The following is a 17,416-nucleotide window of genomic DNA, read 5'->3' on the forward strand; positions in this document are numbered from 1 at the left end:
GGGCAAGCTCCGTCCATCTTCTTTCATCCGGACTATGACCGTCGGCCCTGGCCTCTCACCAGGTCTGCTGACCTCGCACGGGAATGCGAGCGCTCGCGGGCTCGCCGGACACGCACTGCGCGCCGCGGCATACCGCCGGTGGGGACTTTCACCCCGCCCTGAAGACGTAACGAACCGGTGCGGCCATGTAGCCGGCACCGGCCCGCAGATGTTAGCACGATTGTTGTTTTTTTCCTCTCGCGGGCGCTCACCCACGTTCGGCCATGTCCGACCATCGCAAGGTGCCTTCCCGTGTACTACAAATAAGGGGGGGAGGCAGCGCATGTGCAAGCGGTTCCCGCAGTGGCGGCCGCCTCATGCCTTGCCGGACAACAACGCAGCACCTCTTCATCCGTGCTTCCCATGCGCCGACACGAACAAGAAGCCAGACAAGACCGCCGTGTGAGTTGTTCCTCCTTCCATGCGCCCTGCCGGCGTGCGTGGCAACAGCGGGTGCGCCGCACCGTCGCCGCGGGCCTGCTTGCCCTGCCCTTGTGCCTGGCAGCGACGGCGCGCGCCGCGCCTGCCGTGCAGCTTGGCTACGGCTTCGACGATAGCCACGACGTGCAGAAGGCGGAGGTCGCCATGTTGTGGGATTCGGGCTTTGCGTGGGGCAATCCGCAAGGCTGGCAGGTCGACCTGCAATGGGAAGTCAACGTTGCGCGCTGGCGCAGCAGCAGCGACAACCAACCCAACGACCTATGGGAGTTCGGTGCCTCGCCGGTGGTGCGAATCGCATGGTGGCGCCACACCTGGGTGCCCTTCCTTGAGCTGTCGGTCGGGCCGCGCCTGCTGACCAGCACGCACACTTCGGCCGAGCACAACATTGCCACCGCCTTCCAGTTCTCGGACTACGCCGGGATCGGCGTGACAGTCGGCAAGGACCGGCGCTTTACCGCGGGCTACCGCTTCCAGCACCTGTCCAATGCCGGCATCAAGCAGCCCAATCCTGGCACCACCTTCCACGTCATTTACCTGCGCTACCACTTCTGAGCGCCGGCCGCTGCGGCGCGCCCTGCGTTTCAAACAGGGTGCGGGTGGCATCGTCGGCCGGGAAGAAGCATTCGATGCGCAGCTCCTGCAGCGTGATGTCCTGTGGAATGCCGAGCGTGGTCAGCGTCGAGAACAGCGACGCGCGGAACGCACCCGCATGCAGCACCACCGGCAGCAATGGCGCCGGCGGGCCATCGGTGCCGTCGTCCTCGCGCAGCAGCACGCCGCCCGGCCCCACCATGTCAGGGTGCCAGGCAGCGATGCGCCCGAAGATCTCGCGCGCGGTCTGGTCGTGGGCCTGCACCTGCAGCTCCTGCCACACGCGCCGCAGCAGGTAGCGCCCGACCTGGTGCGCGTTCTCGATCACCGGCCACAGGCCCTCTGGATCAAACACGGTCAGCATCAGGTTGATCCGGTGGCTGCCTTCCGTGAGCGATGCAGGCGCGCGCTCCCCCAGCAGGGTATCGAGCATGCGCCGGTAAGCCAGGTTGGCATCCACCAGGTTCCAGAAGCGGTCCAGCACCACGGCCGGGTACGGCTCCTGCTTGGCCAGGATCAGCGCGATCGCCTGCTGCACCATCTGCAGCGGCGGCGAAGCAAGCGCGTGTTCGCTGTATGCCGGGGCAAAGCCGCCGGCCAGCAGCAGCCGGTTGCGCTGGCGCAGCGGCACGCCCAGGCGCTCGGCCAGCGCCAGCACCATCTCGCGGCTGGGGCGGGCGCGGCCGGATTCCAGGAAGGAGATGTGGCGCTGCGACACCCCGGCCGCCAGGGACAACGCCAGCTGGCTGTAACCGCGCTTGCCGCGCCAGTAGCGCAGCAGCCCGGGGAAGTCGAGGGTGGCTTCGGAGGCGGGGGTCAGCGTTTCCATGGCTGCATTACAGCATGCGTTGGGGCGAATGGCCATTACCTGACAGGTAATGGCTCCGATTCAACCACCGCATTCGGATGGCCAGGCCGCGCCGCGCGCACCGCGTCGATCAGCAGGCGCATGGCCGGCGTCGCGGCACGACGCCGGCGCACCACAATCCCATAGGGAACCAAATGCCCTCGCATCGGCACCGGCAGCACTGCCAGCGCTCCCAGCGAGGCGAAGTAGTCCGCGATGGCGCCCGGCACGACAGCAATGCGATCGCTCTCCGCCAGCAGCGGCAGCGTGCCCATGATCGACGAGGTCTCGATAATGTCTTCCGGCAGCGGCACGCGGTTGTCGCGGAAGGTCTGGTCGATGATCTGCCACATCGGCACGGACGCCGGCGGGATGATCCACGGATAGCCAGCCAGGGAAGCCAGACTGACGCTGCGCTTGCCCGCCTGCGGATGGCCGGCGCGCGCCACGATGGCCAGCGACTCCTCGAACAGTGGCTCAAAGTCGAGATCGTCGGCCATCGTCCCCTCGGGGATGCGCCCTATCACCACGTCCAGCGCATCCTGCCGCAGCGCCTGCACCAGCACGTCGCTGGTATCGACCTGCATCACGATATGCAAATGCGGATAGCGCGCCTTGAGCGCGTTGATGACACCGGACAGCACCGAAGGCACCGGGGCCAGGATCGAGCCAAGCCGCACCTTGCCCACCTCGCCGGCTGCGATGGCGGCAAATTCGTCATGCAGGGCATCCAGGTCGGCCAGCACCACGCGCGCGTAGCGGATCAGCGCCTCGCCGAATACCGTCGGCTCGATACCGCGCGCATGGCGCGTGAACAGCAACGTGCCAACCACGCTCTCGAGCTCGCGCAATGCCTTGGTGACGGCTGGCTGGGACAGCGCCATCTGTGCAGCGGCGCGCCGCAGCGAGCGGTGCTCGGCCAGGGCCAGGGCCAGGCGCAGGTGCCGCATATGCAGGCGTTTGCGCAGGGTGGCCGCGCTGGAGAGGGTGGCGGGGAGGTCTGGCATGGTGGCCGCTCAGGAGGGACTTCGGCGAAGATCGGCCTTTATAGCATGCGTGCCTTAGGCAAGCTCTGACGGCTTTGGAGCAGCCTTAGCATCGTTGGCATCGCTTCGCGCCGTCATTTGCGCCGGCGCAATGCGATAGAACCTCGCCGCATTTCCAGCCAGCACGCGCTGTCTGTCCACGGGATCCGGCAGCGCCTCGCACACCATGCCGAGAATCGTGCCGAAGTCCGCACTCAGGCCCGAGACCGGCAGGTTGCTGCCGAACATCGCCCGCTCATGTCCGAAAATCGCCAGCACCTCGCGCACGATGCGGCGGTTGCCCAGCGCATCCCAGCGCCCGCCGGCCAGCCCGAACTCCGACAGCTTGACCGACACATTGGCGCAGGCAGCCAGCGCCTCCATGCCGGCGCGCCAGCAAGCCAGGCCCGCCTCCGAGCGGTCCAGCGGCAGGCCCGCGTGATTGAGCGCGATGGGCACGCCGGGCAAGGCGGCCGCCACCTGGGCCGCCTCGCGCAAGTGCCAGAACGGTACCCGCAGGTCCCACGACAGGCCGTGGCGTTCCAGCCGCGCCAGGTCATCCAGCCAGACCTGGTCCTGCATCGACCCGGGGCGCCCGGCCACCGACTCGCCCGGCGCCGCCGCGTTCAGCGGTTTGCATCGAATCCCCCTGACCCGCGCGAAACCAGCCTGGCGCGCCAGCAGTTCGGCGCACCCGGGAGTCCCGAACGGCGCGTAGGCCACCACCGCCGCAGCCATGCCGGGGCGCCAGTCCTGGCGGTGCACCCACGCAGTCTCGTCGACGGCTTCGCTGCGGTCGCGTTCGGCCTCTACGTGTACGGTAGCAAGTACGGTGACGGCGCTGGTGTCGTACGCATACTGCGCCTCCAGGTAATCGCGGCGCAGGCTCTCGTAGTCGCCGAGAAAGAAAGTCTGCGGCCGGTATTCGTCCTGCAGCCAGGGATAGCGGCCGCGCCCGAGTTGCCACAGGTGGTGGTGGGCGTCGACGATGGCCAGCCCCGGGGGCAGCGCGCCGTTTGCTTCGCGGTTCATCGGCACCGCCTCGGCAACGTGGCAGCCAGGGCGCCGGCCAGCACCAGCGCGGCGACCAGCAAGTAGACACCGGCGCCCGCGCCGACGCGCTCGATCAGCACGCCCGCGGCATAGGGACCGCAGAATCCCCCCAGGTTGCCGAGCGCATTGATCACGCCGCGCGCCACACCGGCGTGCTCGGCGGCCAGCAGCCGCGGCGGCAGGGTCCAGAACACCCCCGCAGCGGACTGCAGGAAGAAGCCGCTGCCGACCAGCAGGCCATAGGACACCCAGGTATTGTCGTGCCACCACACCGAACCGGCCAGGCAGGCAGCGAAACCCAGCAGCGGCCAGACCACGAAGGCCTTGCGCCGGCCGGTGCGGTCGGACAGCGAAGACATCGCGAGGATGCCGGCCATGGTACCCAGGTACGGCAGCACGGCCAGCATGCCGACCTGCCCCATGCCGCCTCCGGTCAGGCCTTTCAGGATGGTGGGCAGCCACAGCGTGTAGCCGTAGATCCCCATCTGATAGAGAAAATTGACGGCGATCAGGCGCCAGATCACATCCTGCGACAAGATGTGCGCCAACACCGCCCGCGTGCTGCCCGCGCCCTGCCCCACGTTCGCACCAGCCGCGGCTGCCTGCTGCTCTTCCTCGCGCAGGCGGGCCAGCAGATAAGCCTTCTCTTCGGCGGAAATCCAGCGCGCCTGGTCCGGCCGGTCACAGGCCAGCTTCCACCACACGCCGAGGCAGGCCAGCGAAATCAGGCCTTCCACGATAAACAGCCAGCGCCAGTCGAGCGCCGCGATCACCAGCCCCGACAGCGGCGCGGTGATGATGCCGGCGATCGGCACGAACAGGATCACCAGGGCGTTGGCGCGTCCGCGCTCGTGGTCGGGAAACCAGTTGCCGACCATGGTCAGCACCACCGGCAGCATGCCGCCCTCGGCCACCCCCAGCGCAAAGCGCAGGATCAGCAGTTCGGTCTCGTTGCGCACCAGGCCGGTCAACACGGAAATGACGGCCCAGGCCAGCATCGACCAGGCGATGAAGTTGCGCCCACTGCCGCGCACGGCCAGCTTGCCGCCGGGGATCTGCAGGAACAGATAGCCGACAAAGAAAATGCCGCCGGCCAGGCCGGCCATGCTGGCACCGATACCGAGCGCGTCGCCCATCCCGCCCGGCATCGCGAAGGCGATATTGACGCGATCCATGTACGAGACGATGCAGACCATCAGGATCGGCGGGATGATGCGCCACCAGCGCTGGGCGGGGATGCCGGGCGCACCGGTGAGAGGTGTCGCGTCGATGGCGACGGACGTACCGGCGCCGGCTTGGTCCAAGCCTTTCATACTCTGTCTCCGTATGGATTTCTGGGTATCAGCCGCCGGCATCTGCGCTGCCTTCGCGGCCTTGTCGGTTGAAACGACCGGGTGCTACTGCGGCGGCAAAGCCAGGATGGCAAGACCGTCCGGTTCCTTGCCGGTGGTGAAGGCATGGCGCAGGGTCAGGCCAGGCAGGTCAAGCTGGCCGACGGTGTGGTCGTTGAGCGCGACATAGGCGCGGCTCGGGTCAGCCGGATGGAAGGCGAGCGCGATCGGCTTGGCGCCGGTATCGACCCGACCGGTCTCCGCGAGCGTGTCGGGGTCGAAAATGCGGATGCTGCGCTCGCCGTAGTTGAGTACGAACAGGCGGTTGTCCGGCGACCAGTAGATGCGAGTGGGGTCCTCGCCCGTCGGCACCGTGCGCACCACTTCCATCGTGCGCGCGTCCAGCCGGGTGAGACTGTGGTCGTCGCGGCTGGCAACGTAGAGCGCCGCTTCGTCGCGGCTCAGGCAACAGCCCTCGGGGCGCCTGCCGGCGTTGGCCGCGCGCGGTGCGCGGGTGGCATCGTAGGGGTGCACCAGTGTCACGGTATGCGACAGCAGGTTGGTCACGTAGGCACGCTCGCCATCGGCCGACAACACAAACAGATGGCTCTTGACCCCGCCCGCCGGCACCGCGCGGTCCGGCACCGGGCGCTCTAGTGGGGCCTCGAACACGAGCAGCATATTGTCGCGCTCGCTCAGCGCATAGACGCGCCCTTGCCGGTCAATCTGCAGGCCATGGATGCGGTGATAGGGCGAGCAATCGAGCTGCGCCCTGACCGCGCCGCTCACCAGGTCGACCGCGATCACCATGGCGCCGCCGTCGCCGGCATGTGCGAAGGTCTGCACACCATAGTGGCCGACGTAGCCGCACAGGCGCTCGCGGTCCACCACGAATTCATGGGGATAGTCCGGCAACTGCACGCTGAAGCGGCGCTTGCCGCCTGCCAGTTCGTAAGCGCTGAAGCTATGGCCGAATTTCTCCACCAGCACGGCCGTCCATCGGTTGTCCATTCTGTCTCCTTGTGATTCGCACGCCTGTCGGATCCAGGCTTTTCGTAATGGGGCACAGGTAGTGCCACGGACAGAAGTTTGGCGCGGCCGACGATAACTATCTATTGAATATTAGGCATCGAGCTATCTCCGCTGGTTATCGCTAAGCGACCGGAGCAGCCGCCACCATCGCCAGGCTGCCCGGCGCCGTGTCGTCATGCGCGGATGGTATGCTTGGTGCTTTCAACTCACACGCAAAGGGCGCGTACCCTGATGGAAATTGCCATACTACTGGCGCTGATTCTGCTCAACGGCCTGTTCGCGATGTCCGAGATCGCGCTGGTCACGGCCCGTAAGGCACGTCTGCAGCGCCAGATCGAGAACGGTGACCGCGGCGCGATTGCCGCGGTCCAGCTGGGCGAGGACCCCACGCGCTTCCTGTCCACAGTGCAGATCGGCATCACGTCGATCGGCGTGCTCAATGGCGTGGTCGGAGAATCCACGCTGGCGCAGCCGCTGGGCCTCTGGCTGCAGGGCTTCGGCTTGTCGCCGAACACCTCCGGCTATGTGGCGACCGCCATCGTGGTGGCCGGCCTGACCTACTTTTCCATCGTGCTGGGCGAACTGGTGCCCAAGCGCCTGGGCCAGATGGCCCCGGAAGCGATCGCGCGGCTGGTGGCGCGCCCGATCGGCTGGCTGGCCGTGGCCTCCACCCCGTTCGTCAAGCTGCTGTCCAGCTCCACGCGGCTGGTGCTGCGGATGCTGGGCACCAAGGTCGACCGCGGCCCGGGCGTGACCGAGGAAGAAATCCACGCACTGCTGGTCGAGGGCTCCGAGGCCGGCGTGATCGAGCAGCACGAGCACACCATGGTGCGCAACGTGTTCCGGCTGGACGACCGCCAGCTGGCATCGCTGATGGTGCCGCGCGGCGATGTCGTGTACCTGGACGTCGAAGAGACGCTGGATGAAAACCTGCACCGCATCGAAGAGTCCGACCATTCGCGCTTTCCGGTGGTGCGCGGCGGCATGCACGACATCATCGGCGTGGTCAGCGCGCGCCAGCTGCTGGCGCGCCGGCTGCGCGGCGAGGAAGCCGACCTGAAGGCCGCGGCGCAGCCGGCGGTGTTCGTGCCCGAGAGCGTGACCGGCATGGAACTGCTGGAGAATTTCCGCGGCTCCGGCGGCCAGATGGCCTTTGTCATCGACGAATACGGCGAAGTGCTGGGCCTGGTCACGCTGCAGGACCTGATCGAGGCCATCACCGGCGAATTCAAGGCCGACGCCGCCGGCGAGGAATGGGCGGTGCAGCGCGACGACGGCTCGTGGCTGCTCGACGGCCTGATCCCGATCCCGGAACTGAAGGACCGCATCGGCCTGCGCCAGGTGCCGGAAGAAGAAAAAGAGCGCTACCACACCCTGTCCGGCATGCTGCTCCTGCTGCTGGGCCGCCTGCCGCAGATCGCCGACAGCGTGCAATGGGGCGACTGGCGCTTCGAGATCGTCGACATGGACGGCAAACGCATCGACAAGGTGCTGGCCGCGCGCCTGCCCCCGCAGGAAGGTCCTGAGGAAGAGACCACCGGCTGATCAGGCCAGCCAGTCGGCCGCTGCCGGATTCCGGCGGTGGCGTCAATCCAGGATCACGGTCAATTCCGACCATATTGATCCATATTAAGTTGCAGGTTGCGACCAAGTCACCTTGGCGCAATTTGCAATGTTCCGCCCCCTCCCCTTCGCTTATGATCCGCCTGTGCGGCCCGCATGCGGCCGTGGCAGGCATGGATCACCAGGGCCTAACGACAAGCGCCGGCGGCCGCCCCAGCGGCCAGCCGAACGACCAAATCTGATACCGGGGAGACGCGGGCATCGCACGGCCATCAACAGGCTGCCCGCAAGACCATCCATGCATCCTGATGCCGATGACATCGCCGCGGCCGCGGGCGCACCTGGCGCGATGCAGCCGTCCGCCCTGGTGTCCGCGCTTGCGGCACGCCGCTCCGGCACCGGGCAGCCAGCGACGATCCTTTCTATCCGCCTGGACCGCTTTGCCAGCGCCTGCGAAACCCTGGGGCCCCGGCGCGCAGCGAGGCTGCGGGCCATCGTGCAGGCACGCATCGCCTGCCTGCTGCCGCCTGGCGCCATCATGCACTGGATGGCGGCGGCAGACCTGGTGGTCATTACCGCGCTGCCGGACGGCGTGCCCGACCCCGGCCCGGTGGCCAGCCGGCTGGCCGACGACCTGTCCCGGCCGTTCGCGCTGGACGGCTTCGAGCTGTTTATTTCGTGCAGCATCGGCGTGGCCACCGACCATCCGGATATCCCGGCGGAACGCAGCCTGCAGCAGGCCCTGGACGCCATGCTGCGGGTCGATCGACGGGGGGGCGACGGCCTGGCGCGCGCCGAAAAGCCCGCCGCGCCGCCGACCGCGCCCCTGCTGGCAGCCCTGCCCGATGCGCTGGAGCGCGGCGAACTGAGCCTGCAGCTGCAGCCGCGCGCCGACTTCGCCAGCGCCGTGGTCAGCGGCTACACCGTGCGGCTGCGCTGGCACCATCCGGCGCTCGGGCGCGTGGCGCCGCAGGATTTCCTGCCGGCGGTGGAGTCGCTGGGGCTGGTCGGCCGGATTGGCAGCTGGCTGCTGGAAAGCGTGCTGCCGCTGGTACGCGCCGCCGAAAACGTGGCCCCGCTGCAATTCACCCTGCTGGCCTCCAGCGCCCAGCTGCACCGCCCGCAGATGGTGGAGGCACTGGCCCACGCCATCGACGCAGGCGGCATCGCACCGGACCGCCTGTGCATCGAAGTGTCGGCCAGCGCGGTGCCGGCCGACGCCGACATCATTGCCCGCGTTGCCGCCCTGCGCCGGCGCGGGCTGCAACTGACGCTGGGCGATTTCGACGACAGCCCGGGCTGCCGCCAGTTGCTGGCGGCGCTGCACCCGGACAGCGTCACGCTGGACGCCCGCCGGCTGGGCCATGCACCCCGGCCCGGTGATTCCGCCAACCGTGCCGACAGCCTGCACGCCGCCTGCCGGCTGGCCCGGGGCGCCGGCGTGTCGGTCTGTGCCAAGGGGGTCGAGACCCACCAGCAGCTCGAGGCCGTGCGTGCCTGGGGCTGCCACAGCGTGCAGGGCTACCTACTGGCGCAGCCATTCCCCGCGGCCTGGCTGCTCCAGACCCATGCGGCGATCCAGCAACGCGCGCGGGAGCTGCTGGCGCCCCACGCCTGAGAGGCGGCTGGCGTTGCGGCCGTTGCACGATTTACAAATTGGCACATACCAGATGTCAAACCCGCTCACAGCAGCGGTAAAATCGGCGCAAATCCCTCAATCCCTGAATCTCTCGATTCTTGAAATCTTCGAAAGGAGCCCGGCGTGAAGAAAGGTTGGATCTGGTGCGTTTTGTTTGCCACCCTGTTGGCTGGATGCAACACGATGGCGGGGCTCGGCCAGGACATTCAGCGCGGTGGCCAGAAGCTTGAAAGCTCGGCGGACCGTCACAAGTAAGCCGCCAGCCCCCCAAGTCTGATGCGGCCCGGACCGCGTCGATATGAAAACGGCACGCCGAATGGCGTGCCGTTTCCTTTTGCGCTGCCGGTGCTCAGCCCTTGTTGCGCAGTGCCCTGGCCTGCTCGGCCAGCGTGCGGATGCGGCCCCAGTCGCCGCTGGCGACGGCGTCCTTGGGCACCACCCATGAACCGCCCACGCACACCACGTTGGGCAGCGCCAGGTAGGTCGGCGCCAGCGCGGCGTCGATGCCGCCCGTCGGGCAGAAGCGCAGCTGCGGCAGCGGCCCGCCCAGCGACTTCAGCATCGGCACGCCGCCCGCGGCCTGCGCCGGGAAGAACTTGAGAAAGGTGAAGCCGGCTTCCAGCGCCGCCATCGCCTCACTCGCGGTGGCCACGCCCGGCAGCAGCGAGATGCCCGCGCCCTGCGCGCCCTCGGCCAGCGCCGGGGTCAGGCCGGGCGAGACGGCAAACTGCGCGCCCGCATCGCGCACGGCGTGCAGCTGCTCGACGTTCAGTACCGTGCCGGCACCGACGCAGGCCTGCGGCAAGGCTGCCGCCACCGCCCTGATCGCTTCCAGCGCCACCGGCGTACGCAGCGTGATCTCAAGCAGCGGCAAGCCGCCGGTGACCAGTGCCTCGCTGACGTGCAGGGCCTCGTCGACCGAGTGGAACTCCAGCACCGGGATCACCGGCACATCGGCAAGGCGTTGAAGCAGCGGGGAAGTCTGGTTTTGCATGGCTGTCTCGGAATAAGGAGTGCAGAAGAAGCAGGGGTTCAGGGAAGCAGGAGTTTCAGGCCAACCGGGTCACGCGATCACCGACACTGACTGCGCCAACCGGCCCAGCACGGTCTGGGCGTCGGGGATCGGCGCCACCGCGCCATAACCAGTGGTAGACAGCGCGGCGGCCACGTTGGCATAGCGCGCCGCCTCGAACGGATCGGCACCCGCGGCCAGGCGCGCGACAAAGCTGCCGCCGAAGCAGTCGCCGGCGCCGGTGGCATCGATCGGCTTGACCGGATAAGGCGGCACCAGCGCGCGCGACTCGGGCGTGGCCACATAGGAGCCCTCTTCGCCCAGCTTCAGCGCGACCAGGCCGATGCCGCAGCCCAGCAGGTAGTCGACGATGGCGTCGCGGTCGTCCAGCCCGGTCAGCACGGTGATGTCATCCCAGCTGGGCAGGCACACATCGGTCAGCATGAGGGCCTCGCGCATGATGCCGCGCGCGCGTGCCAGCGACCAAAGCCGCAAGCGCAGGTTGGTGTCCAGCGTGACCTTGGTGCCGGCCTTGCGCGCATGCTCCATCGCGTCCAGCCCGGCATCGCAGGCGCTGGTGCTGATGGCCAGGCTGATGCCCGACAGGTGCAGGTAGCGCGCCGCGGCGATCGCGCCGAGCGGCAGATGCTCATGCTGGTAGCGGCTGGCGGCAGAGCCTTCGCGCAGGTAGTCGAAGCGGTGGCCGTGGTTGTCGTGCGAGACAAAGTAGACCCCGGTAGGCGCGCTCGGGTCGACGCGCACGTGGCGGGTATCGACCCGCTCCTGCGTCCACAGCGCGCGCAAGCGCTCGCCGAAGGTGTCGGCGCCGACCGCGCAGATATAGCCGGTGCTGGCGCCCTGGCGCGCAGCCGCAATGCAGAAGTTGGAAGTGTCGCCGCCAAAGCCTTGCAGGTAGCGCGACGGATCGTCGGGCTGCTGGTTGAACTCCACCAGCGGTTCGCCGTAGGCCAGGATGTCGATGCTCATGGGGCTGCCTGCCTCAGAAGAAGGTTTGCACGATGTCGATCACGCGCATGTCGCGGTCCAGCACCGGGATATGGCGCCACTTGTCGAAAGTCAGGCATGGGTGCGAGATATCGAAGGCGATCATGTCGCCGACCTGAACGTCGTCGCCCGGCTTGACCTGCAGGTAGGCGTGCTGGTCCATCATGCCGGTGACTTCCCAGTGCGCGGGCACGTCCACCGGCGCCTCGGTGCCGGGCCGGTACAGCCGTGCCGGGATCGGCATGCCGGCGTCGAAGGCCGCATCGCGCTTGCCCATGCCGATGATGACGCGGTCCGGCTCAGGGATCGACTGCACATAGGCCCACAGCTGCAGCGCCGGCAGCAGGCCCTCGCGCATCTTCTGCGCGACCGGGTTGCTGGCCAGGATGCGCTGCTGCGCGGCGCGGTAGATGCCCACGTCGTGCGTCAGGTAGCAGCCGGGGCGCAGCACGATGTCGATCGGCGCGCCGATCTCGGTGCGCGCGAATTCCTCGGCCACCACGTCGTACCAGGCCGAGCCCGCGCCCGACATCACCACAGGGCTGCGGCCGAAGCGGCCTTCCCGTGCCAGCCGCCGCGTCACCGCCACGGTGCGCTGCAGGAACTTGCGGATATCGGCTTCTTCCTTGAGCACGCCTTCATAGATCTCGACGCCGGCCAGCGACAGCGCCTGCGGCCAGCGCGCCAGCGCGTCCAGCACGGCCTGCTGCTGCGCGTCGTCGCGCACGCCGGTGCGCCCGCCTTCCACGCCCAGCTCCAGCAGCACCTGCAGCTTCTGCCCGCGCTCCTGGAAGAACTTGCCGAGCTGGTCGACCAGCGCGGCCGAGTCCACCAGCGCGAAGAATTCGAAATCCGGATCGCGCAGCAGGTCAGCGATGATTTCCATATTGCGCCGGCCCACCAGCTGGTTGGCCATCAGCACGCGTTTGACGCCGTGCGCATGCGCGGCCGCGGTCTGGTGCGCGGTGGCCAGCGTGATGCCCCACGCGCCGGCGCCGAGCTGGCGCGCAAACAGCTTGGGCGCCATGGTGGTCTTGCCGTGCGGCGCAAGCTGCACGCCGTATTCGTTCATGAAGCGGCGCATCCATTCCAGGTTGTGCGCAAGCCGGTCTTCATAGAGCACCGCGGCCGGCAGGCTCAACTCTTCCTGCAACAAGTTCCAGCCGGTCTGGCCGGCCGCATCCGGGGCGATCGGGCCTTCCATCCGGCCCAGTGCCTTGTTGAGCGGATCGATCACGCCGGCCTGATACTTTATTTCACGCATGCTTGTCATCACCCTGAAAAAATCTGATTGACGTAATGATAGCCCTGAAAATAAGATATTTCATCCTTGTTATAAAGTAACACGCAGATGCCCGGAAGGGCTAGCCGGGACAACGCGACTGGCACCCGCCACGTGCGCCAATCACAGTTATAGCCCCTGCCCGCGGGCACTGCAGCTTCCGTCACATTTCGATCCGACCCGTCTTCCGACCAGACCTGCCGCCCATGACCGCGCCCTTTGACATCCTGACCCGCATCGCCGAGCGCGGCCCCGCGCTGCGCCTGGCCGAGCAGAAGGTGGCGCAGGTGGTGCTGGAAGACCTGGCCGGCGCGGCCGCCGCCAGCATCAATGAACTGGCGCGCAAGGCCGGCGTCAGCGAGGCCAGCGTGACGCGCTTTGCCAAGGCCATCGGCTGCCGCGACGTGCGCGACCTGAAGCTGCGCCTGGCCCAGGCCACCGCGGTAGGCGCGCGCTTCCTGCAGCCCGGCAGCGTTCCCGCCGGTGAAGCCGCCCCGGCCACGCTGGCCGACAGCATCCACGCCGACATCCTCACCGCGCTGGAAGTCAACCGCGGCATGATGGATGCGCAGCGCATCGAACAGGCCGCGCGCCTGTTGCTCGGTGCACGCATGGTCTACGCTTTTGGCATGGGCGGCGGCTCGTCGTTCATGGCCGACGAGGCCCGCCATCGCCTGGCGCGCCTGGGCCAGCCGGTGGCGAGCTACCAGGACGCGCTTCTGCAGAAGATGGTGGCGGCCACGCTGGGCCGCGACGACGTGGTGCTGGCCTTCTCGGCCAGCGGCCGCGTGCCGGAGATGCTGGCCAGCTGCGATATCGCGCGCGAGTACGGTGCCCGCCTGGTGGCCGTGACCGCGCTGGGCTCGCCGCTGGCCGCGCGTGCCGACGTGCTGCTGCCGGTGCGCACGCTGGAGACGGATTTCATTTTCAAGCCGTCGGCATCGCGCTACGCCATGCTGATGGTGCTGGACGTGCTCGCCACGCAATGCGCGCTGTTGCAGCCGGACCAGAGCAAGGAGCGCCTGCGCCGGCTCAAGTACGTGCTGGACACCCACCGCGGCGAAAGCGGCCCCGCCAGGGGCCCTGACAGCCGCCAGCCGCTGGGAGACTGACCATGCCACACCTGTTCGATACCCTGATCCGCTGCGTCACCCTGATCGACGGCTCCGGCGCCGCCGCGCGCCTGGCCGATGTGGCCCTGCGCGACGGCCGCATCGCCCGCATCGATGAAGCCGGCGCGATCGATCCCGACGCCGCCTCGCATGTAGTCGAAGGCGACGGCCTGGTCCTTGCACCGGGCTTTATCGACGTGCATACGCACGACGACACCAACGTGGTGCGCCAGCCCGAGATGACGCCCAAGCTGTCGCAGGGCGTGACCACGGTGGTGGTCGGCAACTGCGGCATCAGCGCCGCGCCGGTGACGCTGGCGGGCGAGCCGCCCGACCCGATGAACCTGCTCGGCCATGCCGACGCCTTCCGCTACCCGGATTTCAAAAGCTACGTCGATGCGGTGGAAGCCGCGCAGCCCGCGGTCAACGTTGCCGCGCTGGTAGGCCATACCGCGCTGCGCAGCAATCATATGGACCGCTTCGACCGCGCTGCCACGCCGGAAGAAATCGCGGCAATGCGAGCACAGCTGGAAGAAGCGCTGCAGCATGGCGCGCTGGGCCTGTCCACGGGCCTGGCCTACGCCAACGCGTTCAGCGCGCCGACCGATGAGGTGCTGGCGCTGGCCGAACCGCTGGCCAAGGCCGGCGCGCTCTACGCCACCCACCTGCGCAGCGAGTTCGCCGAGATCCTCGACGCCATGGACGAGGCCTTCCGCATCGGCCGTCATGCACGCGTGCCGGTGGTGATCTCGCACCTGAAATGCGCGGGCGTGGCCAACTGGGGCCGCAGCACCGAGGTGCTGGACGCGCTCGACGGCGCGCAGCGCTGGCAGCCGGTGGGCTGCGACTGCTACCCCTACACCGCCAGTTCCTCCACGCTGGACCTGAAGCAGGTCACCAGCGATTTCGACATCATGGTGACCTGGTCCGAAGGCGCGCCCGAAATGAGCGGCCGCCTGCTGGCCGATATCGCCGCCGAATGGCAGGTAGACCTGCACGAAGCCGCGCGACGGCTGATGCCCGCGGGCGCGGTCTACCACTGCATGGAAGACGCCGACGTCGACCGCATCCTGAGCCATCCGGCCACGGTGGTCGGCTCGGACGGGCTGCCCAACGACCCGCTGCCGCATCCACGCCTGTGGGGCGCCTTCCCCCGCGTGCTGGGCCACTACGCCCGCGACCGCGAGCTGTTCCCGCTGTCGGTGGCCGTCAACAAGATGACCGGCATGTCCGCCGAGCGCTTCGGGCTGCAGGAACGCGGCTTCGTGCGCGAAGGCTACTGGGCCGACCTGGTGCTGTTCGACGCCACCACCATCCGCGATGCGGCCAGCTTTACCGATCCCATGCAACCGGCCGAGGGCATTGCCGCGGTCTGGGTCAACGGCGAGCTGTCATGGCAGCAGCGCCAGACCACCGGCGTGCGCGCCGGCCGGTTCCTGCCGCGAGGCTCGCGGCCTGAGTTCGGCGCCGCCTGACCAGCGCGCTGCCCTCTTCCTTCCCATATCCAACCCATCCCAGGAGTACCCATGGACATCAAACGATTCGGCGTCGAAGGCGGCACCGGCACCGGCGGCCAGCACATGCCCTTTGCCCGCGCGGTCGCGGCCGACGGCTGGCTCTACGTCTCCGGCCAGGTGCCGATGGTCAACGGCGAGGTCATCGACGGCGGCATCGTGCCCCAGACCCACCAGGCCATCAAGAACGTGCTGGCCATCCTGGCCGAAGCCGGCTACGGCCCCGAGCACGTCGTGCGCTGCGGCGTCTGGCTGGATGACACGCGCGACTTCGCCTCGTTCAACAAGATCTTCAAGGAATACTTCGGCGCCAACCCGCCCGCGCGCGCCTGCGTGCAGTCGAGCATGGTGGTGGACTGCAAGGTCGAAGTGGACTGCATCGCCTACAAGAAGCCGGCGGCCTGAGCCTGCTGCCTGCGGATTGCGTGCCCCCCTCCCGCTACCGCGGGAGAGGGGAAAAACTAAAAACTAACCCCTGCCGCCACAAGCGGCCTTTTTTCCACACAAGGAGACAATATGGGTGCCGTCACCGGAACCACGCTCTTGGTGTATGCGCTGATCGCAGTGATCGCACTGGTGGTGCTGATCGCGCGCTTCAAGCTCAACCCCTTCATTACCCTGGTGGTCGTTTCAGTGCTGCTCGGCTTTGCCGTGGGCATGCCGATGGGCGACATCGTCAAGTCCTTTGAAGCCGGTGTCGGCGGCACGCTGGGCCATATCGCGCTGGTGGTCGGCCTGGGCACCATGCTCGGCAAGATGATGGCCGAATCCGGCGGCGCCGAGCGCATCGCCAACACACTGATCGATTTCTTCGGCGCAAAGAACGTGCATTGGGCGATGGCCACCATCGCCTTTATCGTCGGCCTGCCGGTGTTCTTTGAAGTGGGCTTCGTGCTGCTGGTGCCGATCGCCTTCAACGTGGCCAAGCGCACCGGCACGTCGATGGTGCTGGTCGGCATCCCGATGGTGGCCGGCCTGTCCGTGGTGCACGGCCTGATCCCGCCGCACCCGGCCGCGCTGCTGGCGGTGACCGCCTATGGCGCCGACATCGGCAAGACCATCATGTACGCGCTGATCGTGGGCATTCCCACGGCAGCCCTCGCTGGCCCGCTGTTCGCCAAGCTGATGGACCGCTACGTCAAGCTACCCGAGATCAACCCGCTGGCGGAGCAGTTCACCGAAGAGGATGAGCGCGTCAAGGCATCGCATGAGTTGCCGGGCTTCGGCATCACCGTGTTCACCATCCTGCTGCCCGTGATCCTGATGCTGATCGGCAGCTGGGCAGACCTCATCGCCACGCCCAAGACCTTTGCCAACGACTTCCTGAAGCTGATTGGCAACTCGGTGATGGCGCTGCTGATTGCCGCGCTGGTGAGCTTCTACACCTTCGGCAAGGCGCGCGGCTTCAACCGCGAGACCATCCTCAAGTTCACCAACGAGTGCGTGGCGCCCACCGCTATCATCACGCTGGTGGTCGGCGCCGGCGGCGGCTTTGGCCGCATCCTGCGTGACTCGGGCATCTCCAACGCCATCGTCGACGTCGCCACCGGCGCCAACGTGTCGGTGCTGGTGCTGGGCTGGCTGGTGGCGGTGATGATCCGCATCGCCACAGGCTCGGCCACGGTGGCCATGACCACCGCCGCGGGCATCGTCGCGCCGATCGCCGCCAGCGTGCCGGGCACCCGCCCGGAGCTGCTGGTGCTGACCACCGGCGCCGGTTCGCTGATCCTGTCGCACGTGAACGACGGCGGCTTCTGGCTGGTCAAGGAGTACTTCAACATGACCGTGACCCAGACCTTCCAGACCTGGTCGGTGTGCGAGACCATCATCTCGGTGGTGGCGCTGCTGCTGACGCTGGGCCTGGCCACGGTGATCTGACGCCCCTTGCCGGTGGCGGCAAGACCGCACTCCAGGCCAGGCTTTGGCGGGA

16 protein-coding genes and 1 riboswitch are annotated in these 17,416 nt (G+C 67.9%); of the genes, 8 read left to right on the forward strand and 8 right to left on the reverse strand.

All coding sequences use genetic code 11. From position 1 onward, the window contains the following. Positions 1–11: 11 nt before the first annotated feature. Positions 12–170, reverse strand: a riboswitch (FMN riboswitch). A gap of 322 nt (positions 171–492) precedes the next feature. Beyond that, the gene (locus AC3WL8_RS05190) at positions 493–1,032 is read left to right on the forward strand and encodes an acyloxyacyl hydrolase (protein WP_041228622.1); all 540 of its coding nucleotides are present in this window, start codon (positions 493–495) and stop codon (positions 1,030–1,032) included. Here AC3WL8_RS05190 and AC3WL8_RS05195 read toward each other — a convergent pair. The 5 genes from AC3WL8_RS05195 to AC3WL8_RS05215 form a co-directional block, all read right to left on the reverse strand. Further along, the gene (locus tag AC3WL8_RS05195) at positions 1,007–1,900 is read right to left on the reverse strand and encodes a helix-turn-helix domain-containing protein (RefSeq protein WP_041228621.1); all 894 of its coding nucleotides are present in this window, start codon (positions 1,898–1,900) and stop codon (positions 1,007–1,009) included. The genes AC3WL8_RS05190 and AC3WL8_RS05195 overlap by 26 nt on opposite strands. A 35-nt stretch (positions 1,901–1,935) precedes the next feature. Then, the gene (locus AC3WL8_RS05200; RefSeq protein WP_492377981.1) at positions 1,936–2,925 is read right to left on the reverse strand and encodes a LysR family transcriptional regulator; all 990 of its coding nucleotides are present in this window, start codon (positions 2,923–2,925) and stop codon (positions 1,936–1,938) included. A 54-nt stretch (positions 2,926–2,979) separates the two neighbouring features. Next, positions 2,980–3,975, reverse strand: coding sequence for an amidohydrolase family protein (locus tag AC3WL8_RS05205; RefSeq protein WP_153955718.1), 996 nt, complete (start codon positions 3,973–3,975; stop codon positions 2,980–2,982). After that, positions 3,972–5,309, reverse strand: coding sequence for an MFS transporter (locus tag AC3WL8_RS05210; RefSeq protein ID WP_013952853.1), 1,338 nt, complete (start codon positions 5,307–5,309; stop codon positions 3,972–3,974). The genes AC3WL8_RS05205 and AC3WL8_RS05210 overlap by 4 nt, the downstream gene beginning before the upstream one ends. 84 nt (positions 5,310–5,393) lie before the next feature. Then, positions 5,394–6,338: a YncE family protein gene (locus AC3WL8_RS05215; RefSeq protein WP_153955717.1), complete on the reverse strand. Its 945-nt coding sequence runs from the start codon at positions 6,336–6,338 to the stop codon at positions 5,394–5,396. Positions 6,339–6,590: 252 nt separating this feature from the next. Between AC3WL8_RS05215 and AC3WL8_RS05220 the strand changes: the two genes are divergently transcribed. The 3 genes from AC3WL8_RS05220 to AC3WL8_RS05230 all read left to right on the forward strand — a co-directional run bounded on the left by AC3WL8_RS05220 (position 6,591) and on the right by AC3WL8_RS05230 (position 9,816). Continuing rightward, positions 6,591–7,904 carry a hemolysin family protein gene (locus AC3WL8_RS05220; RefSeq protein WP_041228620.1) on the forward strand — a complete coding sequence of 438 codons (1,314 nt, stop codon included), beginning with the start codon at positions 6,591–6,593 and terminating at the stop codon, positions 7,902–7,904. 316 nt (positions 7,905–8,220) lie between these two features. Then, entirely contained in the window at positions 8,221–9,540 is a 1,320-nt protein-coding gene (locus AC3WL8_RS05225) for a GGDEF domain-containing protein (RefSeq protein ID WP_041228619.1), read from the forward strand. Positions 9,541–9,684: 144 nt separating this feature from the next. Then, complete coding sequence (locus AC3WL8_RS05230) at positions 9,685–9,816, forward strand: entericidin A/B family lipoprotein (RefSeq protein WP_010814145.1); 132 nt, start codon at positions 9,685–9,687, stop codon at positions 9,814–9,816. Between the two features lie 94 nt (positions 9,817–9,910). On the opposite strand, the gene AC3WL8_RS05235 is transcribed toward AC3WL8_RS05230, so the two are convergent. The 3 genes from AC3WL8_RS05235 to AC3WL8_RS05245 form a co-directional block, all read right to left on the reverse strand. Next, a complete protein-coding gene (locus tag AC3WL8_RS05235) occupies positions 9,911–10,555 on the reverse strand; it encodes a bifunctional 4-hydroxy-2-oxoglutarate aldolase/2-dehydro-3-deoxy-phosphogluconate aldolase (RefSeq protein ID WP_013952849.1) in 645 nt (214 codons plus the stop codon). 69 nt (positions 10,556–10,624) lie between these two features. Then, positions 10,625–11,560, reverse strand: coding sequence for a sugar kinase (locus tag AC3WL8_RS05240; RefSeq protein ID WP_013952848.1), 936 nt, complete (start codon positions 11,558–11,560; stop codon positions 10,625–10,627). Between the two features lie 13 nt (positions 11,561–11,573). Further along, entirely contained in the window at positions 11,574–12,842 is a 1,269-nt protein-coding gene (locus AC3WL8_RS05245; protein ID WP_013952847.1) for an amino acid deaminase, read from the reverse strand. Positions 12,843–13,066: 224 nt separating this feature from the next. On the opposite strand from AC3WL8_RS05245, the gene AC3WL8_RS05250 reads away from it, so the two are divergent. The 4 genes from AC3WL8_RS05250 to AC3WL8_RS05265 all read left to right on the forward strand — a co-directional run bounded on the left by AC3WL8_RS05250 (position 13,067) and on the right by AC3WL8_RS05265 (position 17,364). Next, positions 13,067–13,972, forward strand: a complete 906-nt coding sequence (locus AC3WL8_RS05250; RefSeq protein WP_153955714.1) for a MurR/RpiR family transcriptional regulator — start codon at positions 13,067–13,069, stop codon at positions 13,970–13,972. Positions 13,973–13,974: 2 nt separating this feature from the next. Continuing rightward, positions 13,975–15,447 (forward strand): N-acyl-D-amino-acid deacylase family protein, encoded by a 1,473-nt coding sequence (locus AC3WL8_RS05255; RefSeq protein ID WP_013952845.1) that lies wholly within the window; start codon positions 13,975–13,977, stop codon positions 15,445–15,447. Positions 15,448–15,498: 51 nt separating this feature from the next. Beyond that, positions 15,499–15,891 (forward strand): RidA family protein, encoded by a 393-nt coding sequence (locus AC3WL8_RS05260; protein WP_012355941.1) that lies wholly within the window; start codon positions 15,499–15,501, stop codon positions 15,889–15,891. A 111-nt stretch (positions 15,892–16,002) separates the two neighbouring features. Further along, on the forward strand, positions 16,003–17,364 hold the full coding sequence (locus AC3WL8_RS05265; protein WP_013952844.1) for a GntP family permease: 1,362 nt from the start codon (positions 16,003–16,005) through the stop codon (positions 17,362–17,364). The last annotated feature ends 52 nt before the right edge of the window (positions 17,365–17,416 follow it).

The sequence above is a fragment of the Cupriavidus sp. FW305-F7 genome (assembly GCF_058782875.1).

Excerpts from the sequence above, each read along its gene's own strand:
- AC3WL8_RS05195 (WP_041228621.1), bottom strand. The coding sequence starts at position 1,900 with ATGGAAACGCTGACCCCCGCCTCCGAAGCCACCCTCGACTTCCCCGGG.
- AC3WL8_RS05245 (WP_013952847.1), bottom strand. The coding sequence starts at position 12,842 with ATGCGTGAAATAAAGTATCAGGCCGGCGTGATCGATCCGCTCAACAAG.
- AC3WL8_RS05200 (WP_492377981.1), bottom strand. The coding sequence starts at position 2,925 with ATGCCAGACCTCCCCGCCACCCTCTCCAGCGCGGCCACCCTGCGCAAA.
- AC3WL8_RS05210 (WP_013952853.1), bottom strand. The coding sequence starts at position 5,309 with ATGAAAGGCTTGGACCAAGCCGGCGCCGGTACGTCCGTCGCCATCGAC.
- AC3WL8_RS05220 (WP_041228620.1), top strand. The coding sequence starts at position 6,591 with ATGGAAATTGCCATACTACTGGCGCTGATTCTGCTCAACGGCCTGTTC.
- AC3WL8_RS05265 (WP_013952844.1), top strand. The coding sequence starts at position 16,003 with ATGGGTGCCGTCACCGGAACCACGCTCTTGGTGTATGCGCTGATCGCA.
- AC3WL8_RS05215 (WP_153955717.1), bottom strand. The coding sequence starts at position 6,338 with ATGGACAACCGATGGACGGCCGTGCTGGTGGAGAAATTCGGCCATAGC.
- AC3WL8_RS05240 (WP_013952848.1), bottom strand. The coding sequence starts at position 11,560 with ATGAGCATCGACATCCTGGCCTACGGCGAACCGCTGGTGGAGTTCAAC.
- AC3WL8_RS05260 (WP_012355941.1), top strand. The coding sequence starts at position 15,499 with ATGGACATCAAACGATTCGGCGTCGAAGGCGGCACCGGCACCGGCGGC.
- AC3WL8_RS05235 (WP_013952849.1), bottom strand. The coding sequence starts at position 10,555 with ATGCAAAACCAGACTTCCCCGCTGCTTCAACGCCTTGCCGATGTGCCG.
- AC3WL8_RS05205 (WP_153955718.1), bottom strand. The coding sequence starts at position 3,975 with ATGAACCGCGAAGCAAACGGCGCGCTGCCCCCGGGGCTGGCCATCGTC.
- AC3WL8_RS05225 (WP_041228619.1), top strand. The coding sequence starts at position 8,221 with ATGCATCCTGATGCCGATGACATCGCCGCGGCCGCGGGCGCACCTGGC.
- AC3WL8_RS05255 (WP_013952845.1), top strand. The coding sequence starts at position 13,975 with ATGCCACACCTGTTCGATACCCTGATCCGCTGCGTCACCCTGATCGAC.
- AC3WL8_RS05250 (WP_153955714.1), top strand. The coding sequence starts at position 13,067 with ATGACCGCGCCCTTTGACATCCTGACCCGCATCGCCGAGCGCGGCCCC.